The organism is Acinetobacter portensis (assembly GCF_010646905.1).
GTDB classification, from domain to species: domain Bacteria; phylum Pseudomonadota; class Gammaproteobacteria; order Pseudomonadales; family Moraxellaceae; genus Acinetobacter; species Acinetobacter portensis.
Genome location: NZ_JAAARQ010000002.1, coordinates 147,247 through 173,693, shown reverse-complemented (window position 1 = coordinate 173,693; position 26,447 = coordinate 147,247). Strand labels below are relative to the sequence as shown.

The following is a 26,447-nucleotide window of genomic DNA, read 5'->3' as shown; positions in this document are numbered from 1 at the left end:
TGTGCAGAATAGCGATTTTCTTTATGCAAAAAAAATAATAAAAAATGAATTTTATATGAATAAAAAAGCTAAGATGGTTGTCAAAAAAAATGCACTGGCTTTACGAACAAAACCAATGCATTTGAATTGTTGTTAAAATAATTTATAGCGTTATTTCGAGCTGTTTTCTTTTACGATTTGATCGAATACACCGCCATTATCGAAGTGTGCTTTTTGTACTTTTGTCCAACCGCCAAACTCTTTATCAATGGTCACAAGTTTGAGTGGCTTAAACACATTTGTGTATTTAGCCAAAACAGCTGCATTACGCGGACGATAGAAGTTTTTCGCAGCAACTGTTTGCCCAGCAGGTGAATATAAATAGTTCAAATATGCTTTTGCTAAATTCTCATTACCATCTTTTTTCGCATTTTTGTCGACAATGGCAACAGGTGGTTCAGCTAAAATTGAAAGTGATGGGGTAATGATCTCGAATTTACCTGGTTGTTCGCGTGTTGCTAAATGCGCTTCATTTTCCCATGCAAGTAATACATCACCAATGCCACGTTCAGCAAATGTTGTTGTTGCACCGCGTGCACCAGAATCTAACACTTTTGTATTTTGATAAATTTTACGAACAAATTCTTGAGCTGTTTTGTCGTTACCACCTTTTTGATGTTTTGCCCAAGCCCAAGCCGCTAAATAGTTCCAACGCGCACCACCTGAAGTTTTCGGGTTTGGTGTAATAATAGCAACATCAGGCTTAACTAAATCGCCCCAATCTTTAATGCCTTTTGGGTTGCCTTTGCGTACAAGGAATACAATGGTCGATGTATATGGTGTTGAGTTTTGTGGAAACTTTTTCTGCCAATCTTTTGCAACTAAACCACGTTCAGCAATTTCATCAATATCTGCTGCTAAAGCTAAAGTCACAACATCTGCGTCTAAACCATCAATTACGGCACGAGCTTGTTTGCCTGAACCACCATGCGATTGTTTAAAATTGATATCTTGACCTGTTTGTTTTTTCCAATATGCGCTAAATTCTTTGTTAAAATTATCGTATAACTCACGTGTTGGGTCATAAGATACATTTAGGAAGTCTTTTGCAGATGCACTAAAAGCTGTTGCTGATACAAGTGCAGCAAGAACGCCTAGTTTAAATTTATTTGTAATGCTCATGTTTTCCTCAAATTTATTTGAATATTTTGTAAAGGTTGGGCAAGAATAGCTTTAGTTTTTTTGCAAAAAAAATAATAAAAAAAGAATTTGATGTGAATTAATATGAATAAGAAATGAGTTATTCATTTCTAAACCGTTTAGAAATCCATAGGATATACGCTATATGCAATGTTTTAAAAATGCTGAAGAAATTTTGGATATCTCATTGCTAGATCGCGCATTTCATTATGGGGATGGTTGTTTTAGTACGGGGCGTATTCGAAATAATCGTATAGAACTAGAGCATTTACATGTAGAACGTTTAAAACATGCTTGTGAAAAGTTAAATTTAAGTATCGACTTAAGGCTTATTCAAAAAACGATAGACGAACTCAAGCAAGAACAGGGCAATTTAAATGGCACAATAAAAATCATTATTAGTCGTGGTGAGGGGCAGCGTGGTTACAGTTTGCCTGAGCATGATGCAGATTTATGGTTTTATTTTTATCCTAAAACACTTGCCGATTTTCAATATGAAATGATTGAAGTTGGTGTTTTAAGTCAAGCTATTGGTTTAAGCATGCCAAATTTGGTCGGGCTTAAAAGCTTAAACCGTTTAGAACAAGTATTATTAAAAAAAGAAGCTGATGAAAAAAACTGGGTAGAAGCCTTAGTTGTCGATATTCAAGGATCTGTGGTTGAGGGGGTGAGTAGTAATTGCTTTGTGCGAATAAACAACACGTGGCTAACACCCGAACTTCGCTATAATGGCGTTCATGGTATTATGCGCACGGAAATTCTTCAGCGCATGCAACAACATGGAATTGCTTGCGAGCAACGTCTTATAGATCAGAATGAAATTAAAAACATTCAAAGTCTGTTTTTTTGCAATGCATTAAGTCCAATGAAAATAGCGACAGAAATTAATTCTGAATGCTTAAATACTCAGGACTGTATTGATTTATTTCACCATCTTAAACTGAATCAGATTCGCTAATATGTCTAGTCCTAAGCCAAAAGCTAAAAAGAAAACGAAAAAGCAGTCATCTACTTTTTCATCTAAAACCATTTTAACGACATTGGTGATTTGTGCCGTTGTTGTGGTGGGTGTGCTGTGGAGTAGTTTATTCAAAAACTATCCTGTAGATGCGCCTAAACAACGACTTGTGATTAGTTCAGGTGATACCTATTCAGGTTATATTGATCGTTTGGCTCAAGAAGGCAAAGTGAGCTTTCCAATTGTGCTGAAGCTTTATCAGAAATTGATGATTCATGACACGTTAAAAGCAGGTGTTTATGAAATTCGCCAAGGCATGAGTGTGCGCCAAGTATTGGATATGATTTCCAATATTGATAATACTGACATGAATCGAGTTCAAGTTATTGAAGGCACAACATTTAAAGATTTAATTAAATCTTTAAGAAAAAATCCTTTGGTGAAAAAAGATGTCAGTCATTTATCGAATGCTGAAATTTTAAAAGCCTTAGATATTCCGTTTGATCATCCTGAAGGTTTGTTTGCGCCAGATACGTATTTCTATGATAAAGGCGAGTCTGATAAGACTATTTTATTGGATTTGTATAAGCGTCAAATGAAAGCTTTGGATGAGGCTTGGGAACAACGAGATAACGATTTACCTTATAAAGATAAATATGAAGTCTTAATTATGGCTTCAATTATTGAAAAAGAAACCAATGTAGATAGCGAACTTGAACAGGTTTCAGGTGTCTTTGAGCGTCGCTTAAAATTAGGCATGCGTTTACAAACAGATCCGACTGTTATTTATGGTATGGGTGAACGTTATCAAGGGAAAATTACCCGTGATGATTTAAGAACCATGACACCTTACAATACTTATCGAATTAATGGTTTGCCACCAACGCCAATTGCTTTACCAAGTAAGAAAGCCATTGAAGCGGTGTTGCATCCTGATAATTCAAACAATATTTATTTTGTGGCGACAGGAAATGGTGGTCACAAATTTACAAGTAATTTAGACGACCATAATCGTGCGGTTCAAGAATATCTGGCTGTCATCAGATCTAAAAAATAAGGAGTAAAGATGTTTATTAGTTTTGAAGGGACAGAAGGTGTTGGTAAAACGACTTTAATTCGTCGTATTTATGAATATTTAGAACAGCAAAATAAAGATGTGATTCTTACACGTGAACCAGGTGGAACACCAATGGCAGAACAAATTCGTTCGCTATTATTGTCTGTGAATCACGAAGAAAAAATGTGTAATGACACTGAGCTTTTGTTGATGTATGCAGCTCGTGCACAGCATTTAGATTTAGTGGTTATGCCTGCGTTAAATGCAGGAAAAACGGTACTGTGTGATCGCTTTACCGATGCAAGTTTTGCTTATCAATGTGCAGGTCGTGGTTTAAGCCAAGAAAAACTTGCACTTTTGAATGAAAATTTCGTGACGCGTATGCCTGACTTTACATTTTGGTTAGATGCACCCATTGAAACAGGAATGGCACGTGCTCGTGAACGTGGTGCATTAGATCGTTTTGAACAAGAGAAAGTTACTTTCTTTGAGAAAGTAAGAGCAGGATATGCAACATTAGCAGAACGACATCCTGAACGAATTAAACGTTTAGATGCAACGCAAACACCCGATCAAGTCTTTGAACAAGCTTTGGCATATTTAAAATCTGCATAGTCAAATTTTAATATCAATATGTTTCATTAAATCCCTTATAGTAAATGCTCTATAAGGGATTTTTTTATAAAGATGAAAAGTAATAAAACGGAAATTATTGAATTCTTAAAACGCGATTTTCCACAAAGCTTAGAACATTGTGAAATTGAAGATGTTTTTGCCCAAGGCTCAAAATTAATTTATAAGATCGATCATCAACAGCTCAGACCGGGTGGAACGATTTCAGGCCCAACCATGATGACACTTGCAGATTTAGCACTTTATGTCGCAATTTTAGGTGAAATAGGTATTGTTGCCTTAGCGGTAACAACCAATTTAAATATCAATTTTTTACGTAAGCCTGTTGGTGATAAAGACCTAAAAGGTGAGTGTCGTTTAATTAAAGTGGGGCGAAGTTTAATTGTCGGGGAAGTTTGGATTTATTCTGTAGGTATGGATGATCCTGTTGCACATGTAACAGCAACCTATTCCATCCCTAAAAAAATAGAATAAAAATTGTTCAAATTAAAAAAGAGTGCTAAGTTGTTTATAAATAAAAATTTCTTTAATAAATAAAATTAAATATAGAAATGGAATAACGATGCAAGCAAACGATCATGAGTTAGTGAAAGCTTTTCAAAATCAGGTGTATCCATTATCTGAAAAGTTAAAGGAAATGCTGAATGAACATTATAGTCATCAAACCGAAAGACGAGGCTGTGGCTATACGCAATCGACACGTTTACTTGCAGAATATATCAATCAACCACGACTGGAAAATGAGTTTATTGACTTAAAATTATTTCATGAATATTCATGGAAAAATATAAAGAAAATTTTAGATCGAAAATCACTTTATCCTGTAGAAATTTCAAGTTGGCGAAATTTAGATATAAACCCAAGTATCAATCATTTTTTAACAAATCATAAAAGTGATGATGATTTTGTTCGAAGTTTAAAAGAAGAAATAGACTTTCAAACTGCGTTAAGAACAATCATAGATAAAGTCCAGCTTGAAGAAAGTCAGATTCTTTGCCAAATGGTCATTGATGTTGTTTTACCTCAAACAGCTGAACAAAATCATATGGTTGAATTAAAAACATTGGCGGAAAAACCTAAAGTAGGTTCTTGCCCAATGGCTGAAAACTTTTTCTTAAAAATTGCACATGGTTCGGTGCTTAGACAGGGTGAAATTAATATTATTGTCGATGAAAAAGAGCAGCCACTTCTCATTGAAAAAATGAATATGGGGGATAATCATTCCTGTATCAGTTTACAAACCTTGTTGATGAATGGTGTACGTGTTCCCGCAGGTTCTTTGTTTTCTCTTGATTATGATATTTCGCAAATTGCAAATAAAAGACCAAATAAACAATTCAAAGGTTATGTTATTCCATATACAGCGTTGAATGGTTTTTGGTTTTTAAGATTAACCACATTGGCAATTTCACCCGAGAACCGAAAAAGGGCATTTTCAACACATTATAAGCAACAAGTTGCCAATGGTTTGTATAGTCCAGGCACGACCGAACTGACTCAATTATTAAATGTTGCGCAGGCGCAAATATAAGGAGGAGTAACCATGTTACATGTTTGTTATTCACCATTATATGTTGCGAAAACACATACCAATAGCATGGAAAAATTATCTGCGGTTGCAGAAGAACTTTCTAAGTTTGAATATGTGGAACTCCATGAAACCAAGTTAATTGATCAATCCATATTTTATGAATTGCATGATGAAAAATATGTAAATGCCGTTTTAACAGGTGAGCCTTTAAAACTAGCGACTATGGCAGGTTTTAAACCGTGGAATGAGCAATTCAGAGATGCAGTTCTGCATATTAATTCGGGGCAAATATTAGCGGCTGAGTTAGCATTCGAGCATGGAATATCGGCAAATATTGCACAAGGTTTTCATCATGCAACTTATGCATATGGTGGTTCATTTTGTACGTTTAATGGCTTGGCATTGGTTGCAAAAAAATATCCGAATAAAAATATTTTTGTGCTCGATTGTGATCAGCATGTAGGGGATGGAACAACAGATTTTGCTGCACAATTAGATAACTTATTTAACTTTTCGATTCATGGTGATCCTTTAGGAATAACAGGAAATTCGCGCTCAGAATCGCGTGTGATTCATAAAAATAAAGGTAACTTTGCTCAATACACCATGGCAATTTATGAAGCCTTTCAAAAAGCTTTAGATTGGAATGCAGATTTAATGATTTATCAAGCGGGTATGGATTGTCATCAAAATGACCCTTTTGGTTCGCCGTGGTTAACAACAGAATTGATTGAAAAACGAGATGAACTGGTTTTTAGTTTGGCAAAAAAACATAAAATTCCGTTGTTCTTTGTTTTGGCAGGTGGATATCAAGCCTTACCCGATTTAGTGCCGTTGCATCTTAAAACCTTTGAAATGGCGTATATGATTTACTATTAAACGATAGAGACAAATAATGATAGAAATAAAAAAAGGAGCAATATATTTATTACTCCTTTTGTTTTAAGAAAGAATGTTTTCTTGCTGCGTATTAAAATTAGGTGGGCTAAGAACCGTACGCTGTAAATCATCCATTTGGTCAGGATAATCTAAGGTGTAATGTAAACCTCTAGATTCTTTGCGTTGCATGGCGCATCGAACAATCATTTCTGAAACAAGCACCAAATTACGCAGTTCAATTAAGTTTTTGCTGACTTTATAATCTTGGTAATACTCAGAAATTTCATTTTTAAGCATTTCAATACGGTGTAAAGCACGTTCTAAACGCTTGTTGGTACGAACAATGCCCACGTAATTCCACATGGTTTGGCGAAGTTCATCCCAGTTTTGCAAAATAACCACATCTTCATCTGGATGGGTGACTTGTGAATCATCCCAAGCAGGAACAGCAGGCGATTGGTCGTCAGCTTTGAAATTGGCTTGAATGTGTTTGGCTGCACTCATGCCATAAACAAAGCATTCTAAAAGTGAGTTACTTGCCATTCGGTTAGCACCATGTAAACCTGTATATGATGTTTCACCTATTGCATATAAGCCTGAAATATCGGTTTGGCTATGATCATCAACCATTACACCGCCACAGGTATAATGTGCAGCAGGAACAACAGGAATCATATCTTTGGTGATATCAATGCCAAGTTCTAAAAGACGTTCGTATAAAGTCGGGAAATGTTCTTGAATAAACGCTTTGGGTTTATGCGTAATATCGAGCCAAACATGACGAATACCTAAACGCTTAATTTCATAATCAATGGTTCTTGCGACAATGTCTCGTGGTGCAAGTTCAGCACGATCATCAAAACGTAACATGAAGCGTTCACCATCTGGCAGGCGTAAATATGCACCTTCACCACGCATTGCTTCTGTAATTAAAAATGAACGTGCTTGAGGATGGTATAAACAGGTTGGATGGAATTGATTAAACTCCATATTTGCGACACGACAGCCTGCACGATATGCTATTGCAATACCATCGCCCGTGGCAATGTCTGGGTTAGATGTATGTAAATAAGCGCGCATTGCACCGCCACAAGCGAGTGCGGTAAATGGTGCTAAAAAGGTATGAACAAGATCTGTATTTTCATCTAAGGCATATAAACCCAAAGCTTTATTTGCTTCGTTTGAACCTAATTTTTGTGATGTGATTAAATCAATCGCCACAAAGTTTTCAAATATTTGGATGTTTTGTTTTTCTTTAGTACGTTCAACCAGTGTGGTTGAAATCGCCTTTCCTGTGGCATCGGCAGCATGAATAATCCGACGTTGAGAATGACCGCCTTCACGAGTTAAATGCAGTTGCTCTTGATCATCCAAGGTAAATTGAACACCTTGTTTTAATAGAAAATCGACAGAGGCTTGACCACCTTCAACAGTTTGTTGAACTGCTTCTTTTTCACATAAAAATGAACCTGCAATCATGGTGTCATTGATATGTTGTTCAATAGAATCTGTTTGATCTAATACTGCTGCAACACCACCTTGAGCATAATAGGTGCTTGCATCTGTCAAAGATGATTTTGCTAAAACCGCAATTTTAAAATGTTGTGGCAAAGATAAAGCAAGCGTTAAGCCAGCACCGCCACTCCCCACAATAATCACATCAAATTGATGTAACGTATCTAAATTAGGCATATCTATTAGCTAATTTTGAGAAAAGTCCGAACATCAGAACGCTTTTTATACAAAAATACAAGTGCAATTTAGTTTTAAATTATGAAATAAAATGATGTGTTTTGAAAATTTAAGGAATATTTAAGTTATTGTTTATAAAACATATAAAGAAACATTTTATTACGTAAGAATATATTTCTTTGTGATAATAATTGTCTATAACATCTAAATAACCAGTCGAGTGACCATTTAATATGAAGACGAATGAATTAAAAAAAGGAATCTATGCTGCTGTTTTTACGATGGTAGCAGTACAAACAAATGCAGGAGCACCAGTCGATTTTTCTAATTTGGTGGAAAATGTTAGCCCTGCGGTTGTTAGCGTAAATGTTGTAAAAAAAATGACTCAAGAAGAGCTCATGCAACAACAAGTTCCTGAAATTTTACGTCGATTCTTTGGTAATCAAATTATTATTCCTCAGCAAAAAGCACCACAAGAAAAAACAGGTTTTGGTAGCGCATTTTTTATAGGTAAAGATGGTTATCTACTGACGAATCATCACGTTGTAGAAAATGCATCTAAAGTGACTGTAGTTTTGAATGACCGCCGTGAACTCGATGCGACTGTGGTAGGAAGTGATGAACGTACAGATGTCGCTTTACTGAAAGTATCTGGGAATAATTTCCCTGAACTTAAAACAGGAAATGTTGATACCTTAAGAGTAGGTGAGCCTGTACTTGCCATTGGTTCGCCATTTGGATTTGAGTATTCAGCATCAGCGGGTATTGTGAGTGCAAAAATGCGTAATATGACAGGGGAAACCTCTGTTCCATTTATTCAAACCGATGTGGCTTTAAACCCAGGGAACTCGGGTGGTCCTTTATTTAACCAAAAAGGTGAAGTAGTTGGTGTGAACTCACGTATCTTTAGTGGTACGGGTGGTTATATGGGGCTTTCATTTTCCATTCCAATTGATGTTGCGATGGATGTAGCAGATCAATTAAAGAAAAATGGTAAGGTGACACGTGCTTATTTAGGTTTAAGTTTGCAGGATATTGACCGTGATTTGGCAGAATCTTATAAACTACCAAAACCTGAAGGTTCGCTTATTACACAAATTTCACCGAACTCTCCTGCGGAAAAAGCAGGTTTAAAATCGGGTGATGTGATTTTAAAAATTAATGGCACGCCAATTTTAAGAACAGTTGAATTGTTTAGTTATTTAAACCGACTTGTTCCGGGTCAATCGGTTCAGTTTGAAGTATTACGTGATGACAAACGTCAAAATATTTCAGCACAATTATCAACAGCACCTGATGACACACCTGCTAAAAATAAAGCAGGAAATGCACAAAATAAAGGTCCTATATTAGGTGTAAGTATTCGTGATTTAACGCCACAAGAGCAAAGCCGTTTAGCCACTAAAAGTGGTGTCTTACTTCAAGATGTATTACGTGGTGGTGCAGCAGCACAAGCACGCTTACTTCCAGGTGATGTAATTGTTCAGGTGAATAGTCGTGATGTAAAAAATGCAGCTGAATTTGTAGAAACTATTGCTCAGTTCAAAAAAAATAATGTTGTACGTATGACTATTATTCGTGATGGACAACGTGCAATTGTGGGTGTTCGTATTCAATAAAATTGTCACTTAATAAAAACCGTTCGATCAGAGCGGTTTTTTGTTTTTAATCTGTGATGATATTTGGTTAGACTTAGGGATATGTTATGGCAATAAAAATTGAAGGAAGATAATGAGTACTATTTTTGATTTAACATTGAAGGTAATGCCAGAACATATTGATATATTAGGTCACGTCAATAATGTGATGTATGTGCAATGGATGCAAGATGTTGCATCGGCACATATCGAAGAATTAGGTTTGGGCTTAAAACAATATATCGAACTCAAACATGCTATGGTCGCAGTTGAACACCATGTGCAATATCGCAAAGCGGCATTTGAAGGGGAAACCATTGTTTTAAGAACGTGGCTCAATGAAATTAATTCTTTATATTTATTTAGACAATATGCTTTTTATCGTCCATCTGATAAGGCTCTATTATTTGTTGGAAATACCAAGTGGGCATGTATTGAAATAGAAACGGGCAGACCGAAAAGAATGTCGCCAACATTTACACAAGCATATCAGCCTATATCAGATGAAAAAGATCCTTTCGATTTTTCTGAATACAATATGAAATAAAATTTTGAATAAAGTATTTAGGTATTTGTATTTAAATAGGACTTACGCACTGTTATTTATAGACTCTCTGTGGTAGCAGATGATTTTTATCGAGAATAAAGTCATCAATGAAGTTTTTGATCATTGGTCTAAATAACTTCTTCTGCCAACGATATACATTTTCAAAGATCCGCTCAAACTGGTTCTTTTGTATCTCAACATAGGCCATCAAGGCTGAAAAAATATGATTCGAAATCAGTTTAGATCGTCTTACTTGAAACTTTTCAATATGACAAACCTGTTTAATCACTCGGTGATATTGTTCTATTTTCCAATGACTTGAATGTAATTCATGAAAACCCTCAAAGGACAATAAATCATCTTCATCTTGATGCACAATATAAAACCTCTGCTGTTCTTTTAACTGAGTCTTAAATAATTGTACAAAGCCAAAATCTTTGAGCCAGACCACTTGACCCTGATGGAAATTTGGCAATAAACGCAGTTGAAACCATTGTCCTTTTTCTGGGGAAACCTTACGGTTACAGTCGATACCAAACATAAATCGAATACCATGTTTTCTTATGGTTTTTAGATTTCCAGTCGATGAATACCAACTATCACCTGTAATAAATTGAATCTTTGCACCCCAACTGAGTACTTCACTTAACATATCCATAAAGTAATCATTCTTGGTTTTACCTTCAGATTTGTCATAAATTCGGAAATTAATTGGAATATTTTGACCATTTTGATCTGTCGCATACAAGGTAATGAGATTAATACCCTTGACGGATCGGTGGTGTTTGCCTGACCAAAAATAGCTAACTAAGTCCATATGCTGACTATATGGTTTATCTAAAACAGTATCATCAATACTGACTATAAGTTTATTATTATCAATATGTTGAATTGCTTCTTGATATAGGTCGTGAGGTGTGTAGTCTTCACGTTCTAGAAAGCGATTTACACTATCATGCGAGATGTTATAAGTCTCGGCAAGTTGTGTGCAGCTAATAGAGTTCGGTTCTGTCATGAGAAAGCCCATATAAATGGGTAGAGTACAAGTTGCTGTAGAAGCATTTTTAATTCGTCTGATCACAGATACTTTATAAAGTATTTTAATACTTTTTTGAATCCGTCAATGCGTAAGTCCTATTAAATTAAGCTTTTGGTGTGTTGAAACAGAATTAAGCTCTAGTGAACCTGTATGGAAAGAGTATTTTCATATTCCATACAGGTTTAATTTTATTAAAATGAATAATTAAAAAAAGAATTACTTTAGATGTGATGATTTATTCGATTTAATTTGCGCACACTGTTGCCCTACACGAGCGAGTGCTTTTTCTAAACCTTTTACTCTATGTGCATTATTGTGTTTTTTCGCATGAGCAATTTGTTGCTGTAGTTTTTCTTTTTTAATTTGACAAGACTTGTAATCGTGGGCAAATGCCTGAAAAGAAATTAAAGAAAAAGAGAGAATAAATAATGATTTGAACAACATGTTATAACCCTAAAAAACCAAACAAAAGATAAAAAATAAATTTAGGGGAACTTAATAAATGATTGTGTGCATAAAGGGAAGTGTATGTAATATTGTGTAAGTAATCATCACAGTTTGGTTTTTGAAAATTTTGGCGTTAACTAAGTACAGATTTTAAATCTTTGTATAAACAATAAGAATACTATTGAGAGTTAGCTTAATAAGCTGAAAACAAAATTATTATAATGAATACTTTGAAAAAACCATCTGCTATAATCTTTCGCAACTTTATTCTGCTTTTGCTGTGCACTCATTATTGCATGCATAGCGCATTTATTTCCAAGGTAGCCCATGGCGCAAGCTAAAAAATCTGTTGATATAAAAAACATTCGTAACTTTTCGATTATTGCGCATATCGATCACGGAAAGTCGACGCTAGCCGATCGCTTTATTCAAACCTGTGGTGGTTTGCAAGACCGTGAAATGCAAGCTCAAGTTTTAGATTCTATGGAATTAGAACGTGAGCGTGGTATTACGATTAAAGCCGCATCGGTAACTTTGTATTACACACATCCGAATGGTGAAGAATATCAACTTAACTTCATTGACACACCTGGACACGTAGACTTTTCATATGAAGTATCTCGTTCACTTGCTGCCTGTGAAGGTGCATTGCTTGTGGTCGATGCTGCTCAAGGTGTAGAAGCTCAATCTGTTGCAAACTGCTACACCGCAATTGAACAAGGTTTAGAAGTTCTTCCTGTACTCAATAAAATTGACTTACCTCAAGCAGAACCTGAGCGTGTCATTCAAGAAATTGAAGATATTATTGGTATTGAAGCAACTGAAGCACCAACATGCTCTGCTAAAACTGGTTTAGGTATTGAAGGTGTTTTAGAAACACTTGTAAATATTATCCCAGCACCTGTGGGTGATCGTGATGCACCTTTACAGGCATTAATTATTGACTCTTGGTTCGACAACTACTTAGGTGTTGTATCTTTAGTTCGTATTAAGCATGGTCGTGTGCGTAAAGGCGACAAGATGTTGATGAAATCGACAGGTCAAACGCACATTATCACTTCTGTTGGTATTTTTAATCCTAAACATACCGATACAGGTGTATTAGAAGCTGGCGAAGTTGGTTTTGTTATTGCTGGTATTAAAGATATTTTTGGTGCGCCAGTGGGTGATACCATTACTTTGGCAAATACGCCAGAAGTTGAAATTTTACCGGGTTTTAAAAAGGTTAAACCGCAGGTTTATGCAGGTTTATTCCCAATTGATGCAAGTGATTTTGAGCCGTTCCGTGAAGCACTTCATAAGCTTCAAATTAACGACTCAGCATTATTCTTTGAACCAGAAAGCTCAGATGCATTAGGCTTTGGTTTCCGTTGTGGCTTCTTAGGTATGCTACACATGGAAATCGTACAAGAACGCTTAGAGCGCGAATACGATTTAGACCTTATTTCATCTGCTCCGACTGTAATTTATGAAGCAGTGATGAAAAATGGCGAAACCATTTATATCGATAGCCCTTCAAAAATGCCTGATGGTTCAACAGTTGAAGATTTACGTGAACCAATTGCAGAATGTAATATTCTCGTTCCTCAAGAATACTTGGGCAATGTAATGACATTGTGTGTTGAACGTCGTGGTATTCAAAAAGATATGAAGTTTGTTAGTAATCAAGTTGCGATTACTTTTGAAATTCCTATGGCTGAAGTTGTTATGGATTTCTTTGATAAATTGAAATCTTGTTCGCGTGGTTTTGCATCACTCGATTACAATTTTGTACGATTTGAAAGTTCATCTTTGGTTAAAGTTGACGTGCTGATTAATGGCGATAAAGTGGATGCTTTAGCCATGATTTGTCACCGCCAAGATGCTCGTCATCGTGGTATTGCACTTGTGGAAAAAATGAAAGATTTGATTCCACGTCAAATGTTTGATGTTGCCATTCAAGCCGCAATTGGCGCACAAATTATTGCGCGTTCAACTGTTAAGGCAATGCGTAAAAACGTACTGGCTAAATGTTATGGTGGTGACGTTTCACGTAAGAAGAAACTTCTATCTAAACAGAAAGAAGGTAAGAAACGCATGAAGCAAGTGGGTAGTGTTGAAATCCCACAAGAAGCGTTCCTTGCTGTATTAAAAGTAGAAAGATAAAACAACAGAGGTCATTTAGCTCATGGATTTTGATTTTAATTTAATCCTCGTACCGGCAACACTTATATTCTTTTTTGTGTGGCTATTAGATAAGTTTGTCATTAAACAAAGACAAACGAAAGGGCGTGGAAATGAACATTTCATTATCACATGGGCTTATGATTTTTGGCCAGTTTTAGCAGTCGTTTTAATTTTGCGTTCATTCTTATATGAACCATTTAATATTCCCTCAGATTCTATGGTGCCAACTTTAGAAACAGGTGATTTTATTTTGGTGAATAAGTTTGATTATGGCATTCGTTTACCGGTCATTAATAAGAAAATAATAGACGTTGGTGAGCCTGAACGTGGTGATGTCATCGTATTCCGCTACCCACCGCAACCAACCATTAGTTATATTAAACGTGTTGTTGGTTTACCAGGTGATCATATTGTTTATGATCATGGGCAATTGATTATTAATGGTAAAGAAGTTGCTAAAGTGCCTGTGCAATTTAGCCGCGAAAAAGATGTACAAGATACACCTACATCTATTTATCACAAAGAAACTTTAGGTAGTCATACATTTACAATGCGTGAGCTAGAAGGTGTAAATGTTGCACGCCAAGCACCATTCATAAACTATTTAGAAAACGGTAAATATTCAAATACAAATGGTTTATATTGGGAAGTGAAAGTACCAGAAGGTCATTACTTTGCGATGGGGGATAATCGCGATCAAAGTGCTGATAGTCGTTTCTGGGGCTTTGTGCCAGAAGAAAACTTAACGGGTCGAGCAATCTATAAATGGATGCATAAAGAGCCTGGATTTAAAATTCCATCATTTGGTCGTAACGGGGCAATTGATTAAAAAATAATGGGGAAGTAAGTATGCGTAAATCTCAGTTAGGGGCTTCGTATAGTTCAATCTTATTGGCAGTGATTTGCTTTGCTTTAATTGCAAAATTTGCAATAGCTGTTTGGGGACCTTATTTTGATGATAGAATGATTAATGGAGAAATTTCAGCTTTGTTGAAAAATAGCCCTGAAGATATTTCTCCTGAAAAATTCAATAATCAAATGAGTCAGCGTCTTTCGATGAACAATATTATCAATGTTAAATTTGAAGATATTGCAAAAGTTTCGAAAAATGGTGAACTTATTGTGAAAAAGGATTATGAGGTAAGAAAGCCTTTCTTACTCAATATAGATTTAGTGTTAAAGTTCGAGAAAAATTTTGATCAAAGCTCAGTCAAAGCTAAATGAAAGTCGTTTAGTGAGTCGTATCGGATATCAGTTTAAACAACCTGAATTGTTACAACTGGCATTGACCCACCGATCGGTGAGCCATAAATTAAACTATGAGCGTCTAGAGTATCTAGGCGATTCACTGTTAGGGATGATTATTGCTAATTATCTCTTTCATGCTTATCCGCATGAAAATGAAGGCCGTTTAACGCGTATGCGTGCAACCTTAGTGCGTCAAGAAGCGCTAGGGAAAATTGCCAATGACTTAAAATTAAGCCAACATTTAATTTTAAGTACAGGTGAATTAAAGTCTGGCGGGCATCACCGTGAATCTATTTTGGCAGATACTGTTGAAGCAATTATTGGTGCAATTTATGTCGATTGTAATGATCTGACCATATTGGAACCTATTGTTTTAAAATGGTATGTGCCTTATCTAGATCATATTGAACCCACAGATCAACTGAAAGATCCTAAGTCACGCTTACAAGAGTATTTACAAGCACGTAAAAAACCTCTCCCGGTTTACGAGGTTGTGGATATTCAAGGCGATGCCCCAAATCAACACTTTAAAGTGGAGTGTATTGTTGAGGGCTTGCCTGTGAAGTATGGAGAAGGATCTAGCCGTCGCTTTGCTGAACAAACAGTAGCAGCGGATATTTTAAAATTATTGGAGATCAAGTCTTAATGACTACTCATTCCGATCACATCGATGCTGATCACGAGTCGCAAGAAAGCGACAGTAACGACCTTATTAGTCAATTTTTTAGTGCGCAAGGAACAGACATTCCTGCGGATTATAAAAGTGGTTTTGTTGCGATTGTAGGTCGCCCAAACGTAGGTAAATCTACACTTATGAACCATTTATTGGGTCAAAAGTTATCGATTACTTCACGTAAACCACAAACCACACGCCACAAAATTGTGGGGATTGATACACGTGAGAAATCTCAGGCTGTATTTGTAGATACACCAGGGATGCACAAAAAAGAAGTACGTGCCATCAATAAAATGATGAACCGTGCGGCACATTCTGCATTACGTGATGTGAACCTTGTTCTATTTGTGGTTGATGCGCAAAAGTGGACTCCAAACGATGATTTAGTTTTGGAAAAACTTCAAAATGCAGAAATGCCAGTCATTCTTGTTATTAATAAACTTGATACTTTTGAAAATAAGAATGAAGCATTACCTTTAATTCAAGAACGTGCGAAGTTGATGAACTTTGCTGAAATTGTTCCTGTTTCTGCATTACGTGGTGCGAATTTAGATCATTTGCGCGATACGATTGAAAAGTATTTACCATTCCAGCCACCGCTTTATTCAATGGATCAAATCACAGACCGTTCAGAGCGTTTCTTAGCATCTGAAACAATTCGTGAAAAAATCATGCGTCAATTGGGTGAAGAGCTTCCGTACGATTTAACCGTTCAAATTGAATCTTTTAAAACAGAAGAAGCAACGGTAAATGAAAAAACAGGTCGTCCGAAAGCAGCTTGCACATATATTGATGCCACAATTTTCGTAGATCGCCCAAGCCAAAAAGCCATTGTGATTGGTGAGCGTGGTGCGAAATTGAAAAAAATTGGTATGGATGCGCGTGTTGATATGGAGCGCATGTTCGAGCAGAAAATCATGCTTACGCTTTGGGTTAAAGTGAAAGGCGGATGGTCTGATGATGAACGTGCATTAAAAAGTTTGGGTTATAGCGATATCTAACTCAAGTTTATAAGCCATCTTTAGGGGAATTGTGATGATGAAAGTTCTAGCGATAGGGATATGTGTTTTATTCCTTCAAGGCTGTATTACTAAAATTGTTACAGTTCCCGTAAAAGTTGCATATAAAGCGACAAAGGGTGTTGTTAAAGGAACAGCATCTGTTGTTGGCGCAGTCATTCCAGATGGGCATGATGATGCCGATTCAAATGAAGATGATGAAGATAATCAAAAAAAATAAATTAAGGATTAAAAACTGACCTCATGCGCAATGAAATTTTGCATGGTTATTTAATTCATCACAGAAAATATCGTGACCGTAGCCATATTGTGCATTTATTTACGCAAGAGCATGGTCGTGTTGATGGTATTTTAAGGCAAACGCCACCACCGCAATATCAGCCGATATGTTTACAAGCTTCAGGAAAATCTGAGCTTAAAAATTTTAGTAAATTGGAAATTGTGAATCAGCCTATTTTTTTTCATGGTGATGCATTTTTTTCAGGCTTTTATTTAAATGAAGTTCTATTAAGACTTTGTCCACCTGAAGTAGAAATGCCACAGACTTTCATTCAGTATTCAAAAACTTTAGAACAATTACAAAAATTATCTCAACAAGAAGATCAAAACCTATTTTTACGCCAAATTTTGCGTCAGTTTGAACATGAATTATTGGATGATTTAGGTTATGCAATTGATTTTTCAGTCGATTCAAATCAGCAATTAATATCGAATGAAATGAATTACCAATTTCAATTAAATGATGGATTTCTTGCTACTGCTCAAGCTTCTCGATCTGCAATATCGGGCGCTTTAATACAAACAATGATGCAGTATGAAAAAGGTGGGGAATTCAATCTACAACAGTTACAATTGCTCACTAAGCTATATCGACAAGTGATTACTTCACTTTTAGGGGATCGCCCTTTAAAAAGTAGACAATTGTGGGTTCAAAACGCTCAAACTCATCGTTAAGTAGGAAAGTATTATGGCTGCATTATTAGGTGTAAATATTGACCATGTTGCAACTTTGCGACAAGCACGTGGTACCTCTTATCCAGATCCTGTTAATGCTGCATTAATTTGTGAACAAGCGGGTGCGGAAGGTATTACCTTGCATTTGCGTGAAGATCGTCGTCATATTCAAGATGCCGATGTATATCGTATGCGTCCAGCCTTGAAAACACGTATGAATTTGGAAATGGCAGTAACCGATGAAATGGTTGAAATTGCGAAAAAAGTAAAACCACATCATATTTGTTTTGTGCCAGAAAAACGCCAAGAAGTAACAACGGAAGGTGGTTTAGATGTTGTTGGTCATTTTGAAGATGTTAAGAAAGCAACGCAAGAATTAACAGCAATTGGTTGTGATGTTTCATTATTCATTGATGCTGATTTTGCACAAATTGATGCAGCGGTTGCATGTGGTGCACCTACAATTGAATTGCATACAGGTGCTTATGCTGATGCTGAAACACCTGAAAAGCAACAAAACGAGCTTGAACGTATTATAAAAGGTGCTGAATATGCAGCATCAAAAGGTTTGGTGGTTAATGCGGGTCATGGTTTAAATCTTGAAAACGTGACACCTATTGCTAAAATTCCACAAATTCACGAATTAAATATTGGTCATTCACTTATTGCTGATGCTGTTTTTATTGGATTAGCAGATGCTGTGAAAGAAATGAAAGCAGTCATTAAGTCGGCGCGTTTATAAATTATGTCTACAATTAATTATGATGAACTCATGCAACCTGTTATTGGTTTCTTGGGTTGTAAAACTCCTCAGTCTTGGCTTGATGAAGCATTAAATAATCTAGAAATTTTAATGCAAGATCATGCTAATTGTGAAAAAAAAGCGGCAAGTACGGCAATGAACTTGATGTTTCGCTATAACTTTTATGTCGATTTACAAGTGAAATTGGCACAGCTTGTACGTGAAGAAATGTTGCATTATGAGCAAGTTCTTTCACTAATGAATAAGCGTGGACAAGCTTGGCAAAGTTTAAGTGCAGGGCGTTATGCAGGTGGTTTGCGTAAGGAAATTCGTACTTATGAACCTGAAGCATTAATTGATGTATTGGTGATTGGTGCATTTGTAGAAGCACGCTCGTGTGAGCGTTTTTATTCGCTTGCACCGCTTGTAGATGAAGAATTAGGGCGTTATTACCGTTACTTATTAAAGTCTGAATCTCGCCATTATGAAGATTATTTGGCGCTTGCTTTAGATGTTGCAACAACTGCGAAATTGAAAAATCCTGAAGAGGATATTCAACAGCGTATTGAGCATATACGTAAAGTTGAAGCAGAATTAATTTCAACACCAGATGAGCTTTTTCGTTTCCATAGTGGTGTACCTGTTAAAGCGGCTTAATTCGTTTTAATCATTGTAAGAATCCCTCTATATGAGGGATTTCTTATTTAAGTCTATAACTGGTTTTAATTTCTTGAACTACTTGTTGTAAATATTGATTGTTAATAGAGGATGTTTCCTTATTTGATGTAATAAGGGGGGATTCTAAGCTTGATGGTAATTCAGTTATGTTGGTTCAATGTTTTGACATGGAAATCAATAGATATATACCATTCATCAAATTCGTCGTTAGATTGTATTTCATTGATCAATATTTCTAGCTTGGGTGAGAAATTCATGAATTAAATTGAGCTTTAAAGCTTATGTATTTTAAATATTATAAATATAAAAAACCCACTTCGTAATGAGTGGGTTTTTTAGTATTTGGCTCTCCAACCTGGGCTCGAACCAGGGACCTGCGGATTAACAGTCCGTCGCTCTACCGACTGAGCTATTGGAGAATCTGCATGCGATTATAAGGACATTTGAAAGAGGGTCAAGGAAAAACTGTCATCTTTCTTACATTTTTCATCTGTATGCTTTTTATTTGAACAAAATTGAAAAAAATGAAGAAATATCTCATGAAGTGCTTGCAAAGAAAAAAATCAGTTGGTAGTCTGATATTAACAACAGAGCGTTTGAGCGAAAGCTTAGACAGTGTGGATTTAACCCCAACTTGCCAGCACTAAAATGGCTAAATAGGAGACAGCGAATGAATACGCTCACTATCCCTCAAATTTTTGCAAACTTTTCTTTTTACAAAGAAAATTACCTTTCAATTATCAAAAATGCTGACCAATACTATGTGCCTGTGGAAGGTGCTGAAGTACAAGTTTGGCCTTTGGCTTCGCATCAACTTTTTTTAGGCGATTTATTGCAACTTTGGTTTGCAGATAAATGGACTGTAGATGTGAATAAAAGCGAACTAATCAACACAATTTTAAGAGATAAAACGCTGAATCAATCGGAGCAAGATTTATTTGTATATGAGCTCAATGGGAGTTCAGTTACAGGGCAAGATACTTCTAAAGCATGGTCACTTCGTGAAAATAAATCGGTTGATATTTCAGTCGGCACAATCTTTCAATTTTATTGTGTTTTCAAAGGTCTTTCACGACCTATTCAAAATTTACAGCAAACAACTCAATTAAAATCTGCTATTTAATATAAATGAATAAAGAGCGCAAATTGAATGCATTTCGCGCTCTAAAATGATTTGGTTATTGAATATTATGGGCGAATAATCATGCAAGTTGCGGTTGCATGCGCATAAAGTTTACCATCTTTATCTACAATTTTTCCTTCAGCAATACCCAAACTTCTGCTGATATTAATGATGTCACCATAAGTAGTCAGTTCTTGGTTGATTGGAATCGGGCGACACATTTTTACATTTAAGTCGATGGTGCCATAACCAATACCTGCTTCAAGCATAGAAAATACGGCACAACCTGTAACAGAATCTAGAACAGTTGCGGCAAAACCGCCATGAACGCCACCCAATGGATTGATATGTCGTTCATCTGCTTTAGCTGTAAATATCACATGACCTTTTGTGACCTGTCCTGCTGTCATTGGAATAGTTAAACTCATTGATGGTGGCGGAATAACACCATCACACATCGCCTGCATAATTTGTAAACCTGACATTTCCTTAATATTCATTTCTATTTCCTTGGTTTTTTATTCTAAGTTCCAAAAGAAACTTGTTTATTAGAATAGGAAAATAAGAAGCTCAAGGTCAATCAGTTAATGTGAGCGTTACAGTCTAGACATATAGGTCTTATCAAATGTATCGAATTTATTTAATATTTTAAGTGAAATTTCTTCACCTGTTGCTGATGTTGCAGATGTGTGTTGGCAATTTACATTAATGATATCAATGTTTAAGCAGAAGGTTCTTGGGCTTTCAATGACAATAAATTGAGGAGAGTGTTTTTTCAAACATTTGGCAATATATCTTTTTAAGTCTTCAGTTTGATAGACATCAATAATTTGGTAACGCATGGGAGAGGCTTTACGATCAATTAGATATCTATTTTAGAGTGTGAATAATCAACTATCTATAGTTCTAAAGTATCAATATGTACAAAGCTTATATTTAATCGTTATAACTTGGTTTTAATTTTCAAATCTTATTTCAGAGATTCTTGGAATCATTGCTTTAAATATTGGATATTTCAGTACTTCACTCCTAAGTTGAGCTAATAATTTAAAATCGCATATAGACTTCTTTCGTAAAAATTTCTCCCTTGCTGAGCGAACTTCTCATTTTTTATAAGAGAGGGGGTATTCGTTGTGAGTTTATTAATTACTCAAAAAATATTTTATGAAAGAAGTCTAAATGAGTGTTAATGAATTTTGTTCGCATCTAGGTGGCGAGCACCTTCTAGTATCATGCGAATCATAATCATTGTTTGTTCGGCTGTTTCTTTGCGCTGTTCCACTGGAATTTCAATGACTTTTGCACCCATATTAAATACCAATTGTGTGATGGCTTTAGACACAATGTCGGGGTGTGCGAGTTTACTGCCATTGGTTTGTTCTAAGCGAATTAGGTCTTCTTGTAGTTCTTGCTGAAAGTAATTAAGTTGATGTTCAACAGCTAACTTATAAGAATGTGAGCCTGTATAGCCTTCACGTAATAAAAGGCTTAAATTGCCTTCATCTGCATTGAGCTGTTCAATAAAGACTTCAACAGAAGTACGAATAATACTGCTTTGCTTTGAAGCTTTTAAACGGGCTTGATGTAAAATTTTACGTAACACACCACCAGAGCGCTCAATCAGTTCAATAGCTAATTCATCAATATCTTTAAAATGGCGATAAAAACTATTTGGAGCGATACCTGCTTCACGTGCAACTTCACGCAAACTTAATGATGCAATGCTTTTTTGTGGACCAATTAAATTGAGTGCTGCTTGAAAAAGTTCTTCTTTTGTAATTGTTGCTTTACGACCAACCGTACGCGCAGGAACAGTTTCCTGTATGTTTTTAGCTTCCTGTAAAGTAGTGATATTGCTTATTTTCATTGATGGTTCAGTCATAGGTACAGTTGTAAATTAGCTTTAAATCATTATAACCATTACGTCTACACTTTGAAATGATTGGATACAATACAACTGTATATACAAATATATATACATGTGTATAATAATTAAAAGTTCAAAGGCGTGGTGTATAAACTATGCATACAATCGAAAAAACGAAATCTCCTTTATCTGCATTGGTAGATGTGGTGATTGATCCATATTCAGCAAATTTCTGGCTTCAAAAATTGAATCCACTTTGGTCTGTAAATCAGGCTTTGGGTTCTATTGTTAAAAAAGAAATTATTGCGAATGATACTGTTGCATTAACGATTGAATTCAATCGTAAATTCAGTGTGGGTGAAGCAGGACAGCATCATCCAGTATTTGTCGTTGTAAATGGAATTCGTTACGAACGTACGTATAGTTTGACTCAAGTGAATGCTAAAAAAGTGTTGCTTGTTGCTAAAAAAGTTGAAAATGGTGTTGCAAGTTCTTGGTTGTTAGAGCAATCGAAAGTAGGTGATATTTTAGAATTTGGTCGTCCTTATGGCGATATGCAACTTCCAGAAAATACGCAACCTTTAATTCTACTTGCTGCGGGTAGTGGTATTACGCCAATGCATAGCTTAATTCAAGCTTTGGTTGTATCAAACAAAATTAATGAAATGCCTGTAACGCTTATGTATTGGGTGAAAACTCAAGCCGATGTAGCATTTAAAGCAGAGTTTGAACAATTAGCTACACAATATGAAAATTTCAAAGTTGAATTTTTCTATACGCAAGATGCAGTACATCCTGCTTCACGTTTAAATGAATCTCATGTAAAAGCATTTCAAAATATTGAGCAAAGTACAGTATATGCATGCGGCCCATCAGGGTTTACAGCAAATGTTGAAGCTTTATTTGCTGCTGCTCATTGCATTAAAACAGAAGCATTTAGTATGAGCCCTGTTTTACATGATGAAATTGGTTTTGTGAATGTGACTTTAACTCAGTCAAATAAAGTGGTTGCGATTCCGAAAGGTCAGCCGATTTTATTGGGTTTAGAGCAACAAAATATTAAACCAAAGCACGGTTGCCGTATGGGTATTTGCAATAAGTGTGCATGTAACAAAGCTGAAGGCTCAACCAAAAATTTAGTGAATGGTTCACAAAATAATGAACCAGGTAATTTACTTAAGATTTGTGTTAACTCAGCACAAACCGATTTAGTCATAGATTTATAAGAGGTTTATTAATATGAATATGCCAGTAAAACTTGAATATTTTAAAAACCCAAAAAATCGTGAACTCACTCAAATTGAGCAAGATGAGTTAGCACGTGAATTAGATGCAATTCGCCAAGAAGTTTTAGATGACTTAGGTGAAAAAGATGCAAAATATATTAATCGTGTGTATTCCACTGTTAAGTATTCAGAAATTATTGGTCGTGCATTGTTATTTGCAGGATGGTTTCCACCAGCTTGGATATTAGGAACAGGCTTACTTGGTTTTTCTAAAATCATGGAAAACATGGAGTTAGGTCATAATGTTATTCATGGTCAATATGATTGGATGAATGATCCTAAACTCAATGGTACAAAATACGAATGGGATATTGTGGGTACAGCAGACGATTGGCGTCAAACACATAACTATAAACATCATACTTATACCAATATTAAAGGTATGGATGATGATATTGGTTATGGCGTATTACGTTTATTCCCAGAACAACGTTGGAAAAAAGGTTACTTATTGCAACCTTTGTATAGCATTCCATTCTGCTTACTTTTCCAATGGGGCGTAGCAATTCAAAACCTTGAAATTGGTAAATACCTAAAAGGGCGTATGACCAAAGAAGAGTTTAAATCGCGCTTTGCACCAATGAAAAAGAAAATCACCAAACAATTGGTGAAAGACTATGTATTTTTCCCTGTAATTGCAGGTCCAGCTGCTTTACCTGTATTGGCTGGTAACTGTGTTGCTAATGGTATTCGTAACATTTGGACATTCAGTATTATTTTCTGCGGTCACTTCACTAAAGATGTTGAAGTGTTTTCAAAAGAAGTTTTACAGGATGAAAGTCGTGGTCATTGGTATATGCGTCAAATTCGTGGTTCTTCCAACTTAACAGGTTCAGAAGCGTTCCATATTTTGACAGGTCATTTAAGCCATCAAATCGAACATCATTTATACCCTGATATTCCTGCGCGTCGTTACCGTAAAATGGCACCTAAAGTTCAAGCAGTCTGTGAAAAGTATGGTTTAAATTATAATAATGCAAGTTTAGTAAAGCAGTACGGTAGTGTAATTAAACGTATTGTGAAATATGCATTTCCATTCAAAAAATAATCAAATGACAGATTTAAAAGCCACCTTTAATAGGTGGTTTTTTTATGCATGATCATAAAATTTGATAAAGGATTTCCCTCTATGTATGAGTAATTTATATGTGAAAAATAGAGTAATTATTCTATGTAAAATTGAGTAATTTTTTACCAAAAGAATAAATTTGTATAAATTATTTAGACTTTTTTATATTAATGGATTACTTAATATACATATGTTAGTTAATTTAAATAATGATTTAGCTTGTTCTTGATCTGTTTTTTATAAAAATGATAAATAGTTTGCAAATATGTAATAAAATGCAATAAAAATAAACTTAATGGAAAAGTATGTTAATAGTGTTAATATATTTCTGCCTAAATTATAGGCATAGTTAAGTAAAACTGGATAATTGTTATGAAAAAAATAAGTTTAGCGTATTGGGGGCTTGCGATTGCCGCGACTTTAGCGACAGCTAATACATCTGCAGCAATTACAGGTCAAGTTGATGTGAAATTAAATGTATCTTCTGGTTGTAAAGTAGATAACTCGAATGCAAATGGCAACATGAATAAATTCGGTACTTTGGACTTTGGTAAAACAGCTTCAACTTGGTCGAATATTTTAACAGCTGAAGTTGCATCAGCAGGTAATGGTAGTGACATTACTGTGACATGTGATGAAGGTGTACCTGGCTTTAAAGTAAGTGTTGATGGTGGCGAGAAAGGCAGTCGCTTGTTATCGAATGGTACTGATGATGTTGCTTATAATATTTATCAAGATGCTGCACGCTCGAAAATATATGAAATCAATACAGCAGTTCCTTTCACGACTACAGGTACAACTCCAGTGAGTATTCCTTTATATGGTGCAGTACCAGCAAAAACTACAGCAGTATCGGAAGGTGATTATACAGATACCCTTTTAGTTACAGTATCTTTCTAATTTAAAGAACCAATGGGAGGCCGGAAATGAAAAAAACAATCGTTAAGTTTGGAGTAGCACGTTTATTCAGCATACTTATATTTTTCATTGCCGGTTCTTCTTTTGCTGGACAAGGTCAAATGCGATTGAATAGTACTCTTAACCTAGTGCCAGCATGTTTAATAAATGGAAAAACAGTGGTAACAGGTACATCAGATCGAAAGTTTGGTGATATAGATTTTGGTGATCAATCTGCAGGATTTAGTTCTGTAAATACAACATTAACCAATGAGTTTAATGCAATAAAAATTCATTGCCCTGTTAATAGTAGGGTAAGTGTTAGCTTTAGTGCGGGGCAAAATTCAGCAAATGTTCCCAATGTAAATAAGTCAAAAGCTGAGAGAGCTATGACAGATGGTGCAGGGCACTACATTGCTTATCAGATATATAGAGATAATAAAAACGGTGTGGTTCTATCACCTCAAACTCAGTTGAGTTTTGACGGTGGAGTAGAGCAACAAGTTCGAATTTACTCGGAAGCTTATAATGCTGGTGGTCTTGTGAAAGGTCAATATATAGATCAAATCACTGTAACTGTAGCATTTTAAGAGCCACTAATATGTTTAGGTTTATACTTTTTATTATATGTTCTTTTACATATATCCCTGTGTATGCGATTACTACAGCAAATATTAAAGTTTCGGCAACTATTCAAAAGGGCTGTATATTTAAAGAGTCTTCTGTCGCTTTAGATTTTGGTAGTTATCCAACAAGTTCTCAAGAAAAAAATGTAACTGCAAGTATTTTAAATGATAGAAATACTTGGAGTTTAGAGTGTACACCAGATATTCCCGTTAGTATTGTATTTGGTAATGGGAATAATTTTGATAATACAAATCAAACCCGACGTTTAAGAAATGAAAGTGGTGGTTTTTTTATTGATTACCAAATTTATTCAGATATTAATCGCTCAAAAGTTATAGGTATTAGTTCTCCTTCAAATACTCTATTTTTAAAAAGTAATACTTCAAAAAATATTCTTGATTTTGGTGTTTATGGCTTAGTTGATTTAAGTAAAGGTAAGCCGAATAAACCTTCTGGAAAATATTTGGATGAAGTTCTTATTACAGTTATTTGGTAA

The 26,447-nt window shown here is 35.5% G+C and carries 30 protein-coding genes and 1 tRNA gene; 23 read left to right on the top strand and 8 right to left on the bottom strand.

All coding sequences use genetic code 11. From position 1 onward, the window contains the following. Positions 1-150: 150 nt before the first annotated feature. Entirely contained in the window at positions 151-1,161 is a 1,011-nt protein-coding gene (locus tag GTK57_RS00805) for a sulfate ABC transporter substrate-binding protein (RefSeq protein ID WP_152873872.1), read from the bottom strand. A 163-nt stretch (positions 1,162-1,324) separates the two neighbouring features. On the opposite strand from GTK57_RS00805, the gene pabC reads away from it, so the two are divergent. From pabC to GTK57_RS00775, 6 genes are all read left to right on the top strand, one after another. Then, positions 1,325-2,137 (top strand): aminodeoxychorismate lyase, encoded by an 813-nt coding sequence (gene pabC / locus GTK57_RS00800; RefSeq protein ID WP_163120856.1) that lies wholly within the window; start codon positions 1,325-1,327, stop codon positions 2,135-2,137. A gap of 1 nt (position 2,138) precedes the next feature. Then, positions 2,139-3,194 carry an endolytic transglycosylase MltG gene (mltG, locus tag GTK57_RS00795; RefSeq protein ID WP_163120855.1) on the top strand — a complete coding sequence of 352 codons (1,056 nt, stop codon included), beginning with the start codon at positions 2,139-2,141 and terminating at the stop codon, positions 3,192-3,194. 9 nt (positions 3,195-3,203) lie between these two features. Next, complete coding sequence (gene tmk, locus GTK57_RS00790; protein WP_163120854.1) at positions 3,204-3,809, top strand: dTMP kinase; 606 nt, start codon at positions 3,204-3,206, stop codon at positions 3,807-3,809. Between the two features lie 72 nt (positions 3,810-3,881). Continuing rightward, a complete protein-coding gene (locus GTK57_RS00785; protein WP_163120853.1) occupies positions 3,882-4,301 on the top strand; it encodes a PaaI family thioesterase in 420 nt (139 codons plus the stop codon). 88 nt (positions 4,302-4,389) lie between these two features. Continuing rightward, positions 4,390-5,358, top strand: a complete 969-nt coding sequence (locus GTK57_RS00780; RefSeq protein WP_163120852.1) for a hypothetical protein — start codon at positions 4,390-4,392, stop codon at positions 5,356-5,358. 12 nt (positions 5,359-5,370) lie between these two features. Further along, positions 5,371-6,237: an arginase family protein gene (locus tag GTK57_RS00775; RefSeq protein ID WP_163120851.1), complete on the top strand. Its 867-nt coding sequence runs from the start codon at positions 5,371-5,373 to the stop codon at positions 6,235-6,237. A 63-nt stretch (positions 6,238-6,300) separates the two neighbouring features. Here the strand turns inward: GTK57_RS00775 and nadB are convergent, their stop codons facing one another. Then, positions 6,301-7,935 carry an L-aspartate oxidase gene (gene nadB / locus GTK57_RS00770; RefSeq protein ID WP_163124510.1) on the bottom strand — a complete coding sequence of 545 codons (1,635 nt, stop codon included), beginning with the start codon at positions 7,933-7,935 and terminating at the stop codon, positions 6,301-6,303. Positions 7,936-8,162: 227 nt separating this feature from the next. Here nadB and GTK57_RS00765 point away from each other — a divergent pair, with 227 nt between their 5' ends. Together GTK57_RS00765 and GTK57_RS00760 are read left to right on the top strand one after the other, a co-directional pair. Further along, positions 8,163-9,548 carry a Do family serine endopeptidase gene (locus GTK57_RS00765; RefSeq protein WP_163120850.1) on the top strand — a complete coding sequence of 462 codons (1,386 nt, stop codon included), beginning with the start codon at positions 8,163-8,165 and terminating at the stop codon, positions 9,546-9,548. A 112-nt stretch (positions 9,549-9,660) separates the two neighbouring features. After that, entirely contained in the window at positions 9,661-10,113 is a 453-nt protein-coding gene (locus tag GTK57_RS00760) for an acyl-CoA thioesterase (protein WP_152873863.1), read from the top strand. A 52-nt stretch (positions 10,114-10,165) separates the two neighbouring features. Here the strand turns inward: GTK57_RS00760 and GTK57_RS00755 are convergent, their stop codons facing one another. Both GTK57_RS00755 and GTK57_RS00750 read right to left on the bottom strand, forming a co-directional pair. Continuing rightward, positions 10,166-11,194 (bottom strand): IS701 family transposase, encoded by a 1,029-nt coding sequence (locus tag GTK57_RS00755; RefSeq protein ID WP_082188993.1) that lies wholly within the window; start codon positions 11,192-11,194, stop codon positions 10,166-10,168. Between the two features lie 174 nt (positions 11,195-11,368). After that, positions 11,369-11,596, bottom strand: a complete 228-nt coding sequence (locus GTK57_RS00750; protein WP_163120849.1) for a DUF1090 family protein — start codon at positions 11,594-11,596, stop codon at positions 11,369-11,371. A gap of 330 nt (positions 11,597-11,926) precedes the next feature. Here GTK57_RS00750 and lepA point away from each other — a divergent pair, with 330 nt between their 5' ends. The 9 genes from lepA to miaE are packed head-to-tail and all read left to right on the top strand — an operon-like array spanning position 11,927 to position 19,061. Beyond that, positions 11,927-13,744, top strand: coding sequence for a translation elongation factor 4 (gene lepA, locus GTK57_RS00745; RefSeq protein WP_152873861.1), 1,818 nt, complete (start codon positions 11,927-11,929; stop codon positions 13,742-13,744). Positions 13,745-13,766: 22 nt separating this feature from the next. Beyond that, on the top strand, positions 13,767-14,594 hold the full coding sequence (lepB, locus tag GTK57_RS00740) for a signal peptidase I (protein WP_152873860.1): 828 nt from the start codon (positions 13,767-13,769) through the stop codon (positions 14,592-14,594). Between the two features lie 20 nt (positions 14,595-14,614). After that, positions 14,615-14,989 (top strand): DUF4845 domain-containing protein, encoded by a 375-nt coding sequence (locus tag GTK57_RS00735; RefSeq protein WP_152873859.1) that lies wholly within the window; start codon positions 14,615-14,617, stop codon positions 14,987-14,989. Next, positions 14,961-15,659: a ribonuclease III gene (gene rnc, locus GTK57_RS00730; protein WP_152873858.1), complete on the top strand. Its 699-nt coding sequence runs from the start codon at positions 14,961-14,963 to the stop codon at positions 15,657-15,659. The genes GTK57_RS00735 and rnc overlap by 29 nt, the downstream gene beginning before the upstream one ends. Further along, a complete protein-coding gene (gene era, locus GTK57_RS00725; protein ID WP_163120848.1) occupies positions 15,659-16,690 on the top strand; it encodes a GTPase Era in 1,032 nt (343 codons plus the stop codon). The genes rnc and era overlap by 1 nt, the downstream gene beginning before the upstream one ends. 34 nt (positions 16,691-16,724) lie before the next feature. Further along, on the top strand, positions 16,725-16,928 hold the full coding sequence (locus GTK57_RS00720; RefSeq protein ID WP_163120847.1) for an NF038104 family lipoprotein: 204 nt from the start codon (positions 16,725-16,727) through the stop codon (positions 16,926-16,928). A gap of 23 nt (positions 16,929-16,951) precedes the next feature. Next, the gene (recO, locus tag GTK57_RS00715) at positions 16,952-17,662 is read left to right on the top strand and encodes a DNA repair protein RecO (RefSeq protein WP_163120846.1); all 711 of its coding nucleotides are present in this window, start codon (positions 16,952-16,954) and stop codon (positions 17,660-17,662) included. A gap of 13 nt (positions 17,663-17,675) precedes the next feature. Next, the gene (gene pdxJ, locus GTK57_RS00710; protein WP_163120845.1) at positions 17,676-18,404 is read left to right on the top strand and encodes a pyridoxine 5'-phosphate synthase; all 729 of its coding nucleotides are present in this window, start codon (positions 17,676-17,678) and stop codon (positions 18,402-18,404) included. Between the two features lie 3 nt (positions 18,405-18,407). Next, entirely contained in the window at positions 18,408-19,061 is a 654-nt protein-coding gene (miaE, locus tag GTK57_RS00705; RefSeq protein ID WP_152873853.1) for a tRNA-(ms[2]io[6]A)-hydroxylase, read from the top strand. 364 nt (positions 19,062-19,425) lie between these two features. Here miaE and GTK57_RS00700 read toward each other — a convergent pair. Continuing rightward, positions 19,426-19,501 (bottom strand) — tRNA-Asn (locus tag GTK57_RS00700). Between the two features lie 251 nt (positions 19,502-19,752). On the opposite strand from GTK57_RS00700, the gene GTK57_RS00695 reads away from it, so the two are divergent. Further along, the gene (locus GTK57_RS00695; RefSeq protein WP_163120844.1) at positions 19,753-20,205 is read left to right on the top strand and encodes a hypothetical protein; all 453 of its coding nucleotides are present in this window, start codon (positions 19,753-19,755) and stop codon (positions 20,203-20,205) included. Positions 20,206-20,270: 65 nt separating this feature from the next. On the opposite strand, the gene GTK57_RS00690 is transcribed toward GTK57_RS00695, so the two are convergent. The 3 genes from GTK57_RS00690 to fabR all read right to left on the bottom strand — a co-directional run bounded on the left by GTK57_RS00690 (position 20,271) and on the right by fabR (position 22,072). Next, positions 20,271-20,705, bottom strand: coding sequence for a PaaI family thioesterase (locus tag GTK57_RS00690; protein ID WP_163120843.1), 435 nt, complete (start codon positions 20,703-20,705; stop codon positions 20,271-20,273). A 96-nt stretch (positions 20,706-20,801) separates the two neighbouring features. Further along, positions 20,802-21,047: a hypothetical protein gene (locus GTK57_RS00685; protein ID WP_163120842.1), complete on the bottom strand. Its 246-nt coding sequence runs from the start codon at positions 21,045-21,047 to the stop codon at positions 20,802-20,804. A 344-nt stretch (positions 21,048-21,391) separates the two neighbouring features. After that, positions 21,392-22,072, bottom strand: coding sequence for an HTH-type transcriptional repressor FabR (gene fabR / locus GTK57_RS00680; protein WP_171522130.1), 681 nt, complete (start codon positions 22,070-22,072; stop codon positions 21,392-21,394). Positions 22,073-22,227: 155 nt separating this feature from the next. On the opposite strand from fabR, the gene GTK57_RS00675 reads away from it, so the two are divergent. From GTK57_RS00675 to GTK57_RS00655, 5 genes are all read left to right on the top strand, one after another. Further along, positions 22,228-23,298, top strand: coding sequence for a flavin reductase family protein (locus GTK57_RS00675; protein WP_163120840.1), 1,071 nt, complete (start codon positions 22,228-22,230; stop codon positions 23,296-23,298). 13 nt (positions 23,299-23,311) lie between these two features. Further along, entirely contained in the window at positions 23,312-24,406 is a 1,095-nt protein-coding gene (locus GTK57_RS00670) for a fatty acid desaturase family protein (protein WP_163120839.1), read from the top strand. 393 nt (positions 24,407-24,799) lie between these two features. Continuing rightward, positions 24,800-25,327 carry a Csu type fimbrial protein gene (locus tag GTK57_RS00665; protein WP_163120838.1) on the top strand — a complete coding sequence of 176 codons (528 nt, stop codon included), beginning with the start codon at positions 24,800-24,802 and terminating at the stop codon, positions 25,325-25,327. 26 nt (positions 25,328-25,353) lie between these two features. After that, the gene (locus GTK57_RS00660; protein WP_163120837.1) at positions 25,354-25,914 is read left to right on the top strand and encodes a spore coat protein U domain-containing protein; all 561 of its coding nucleotides are present in this window, start codon (positions 25,354-25,356) and stop codon (positions 25,912-25,914) included. Between the two features lie 59 nt (positions 25,915-25,973). After that, a complete protein-coding gene (locus GTK57_RS00655) occupies positions 25,974-26,447 on the top strand; it encodes a Csu type fimbrial protein (protein WP_163120836.1) in 474 nt (157 codons plus the stop codon).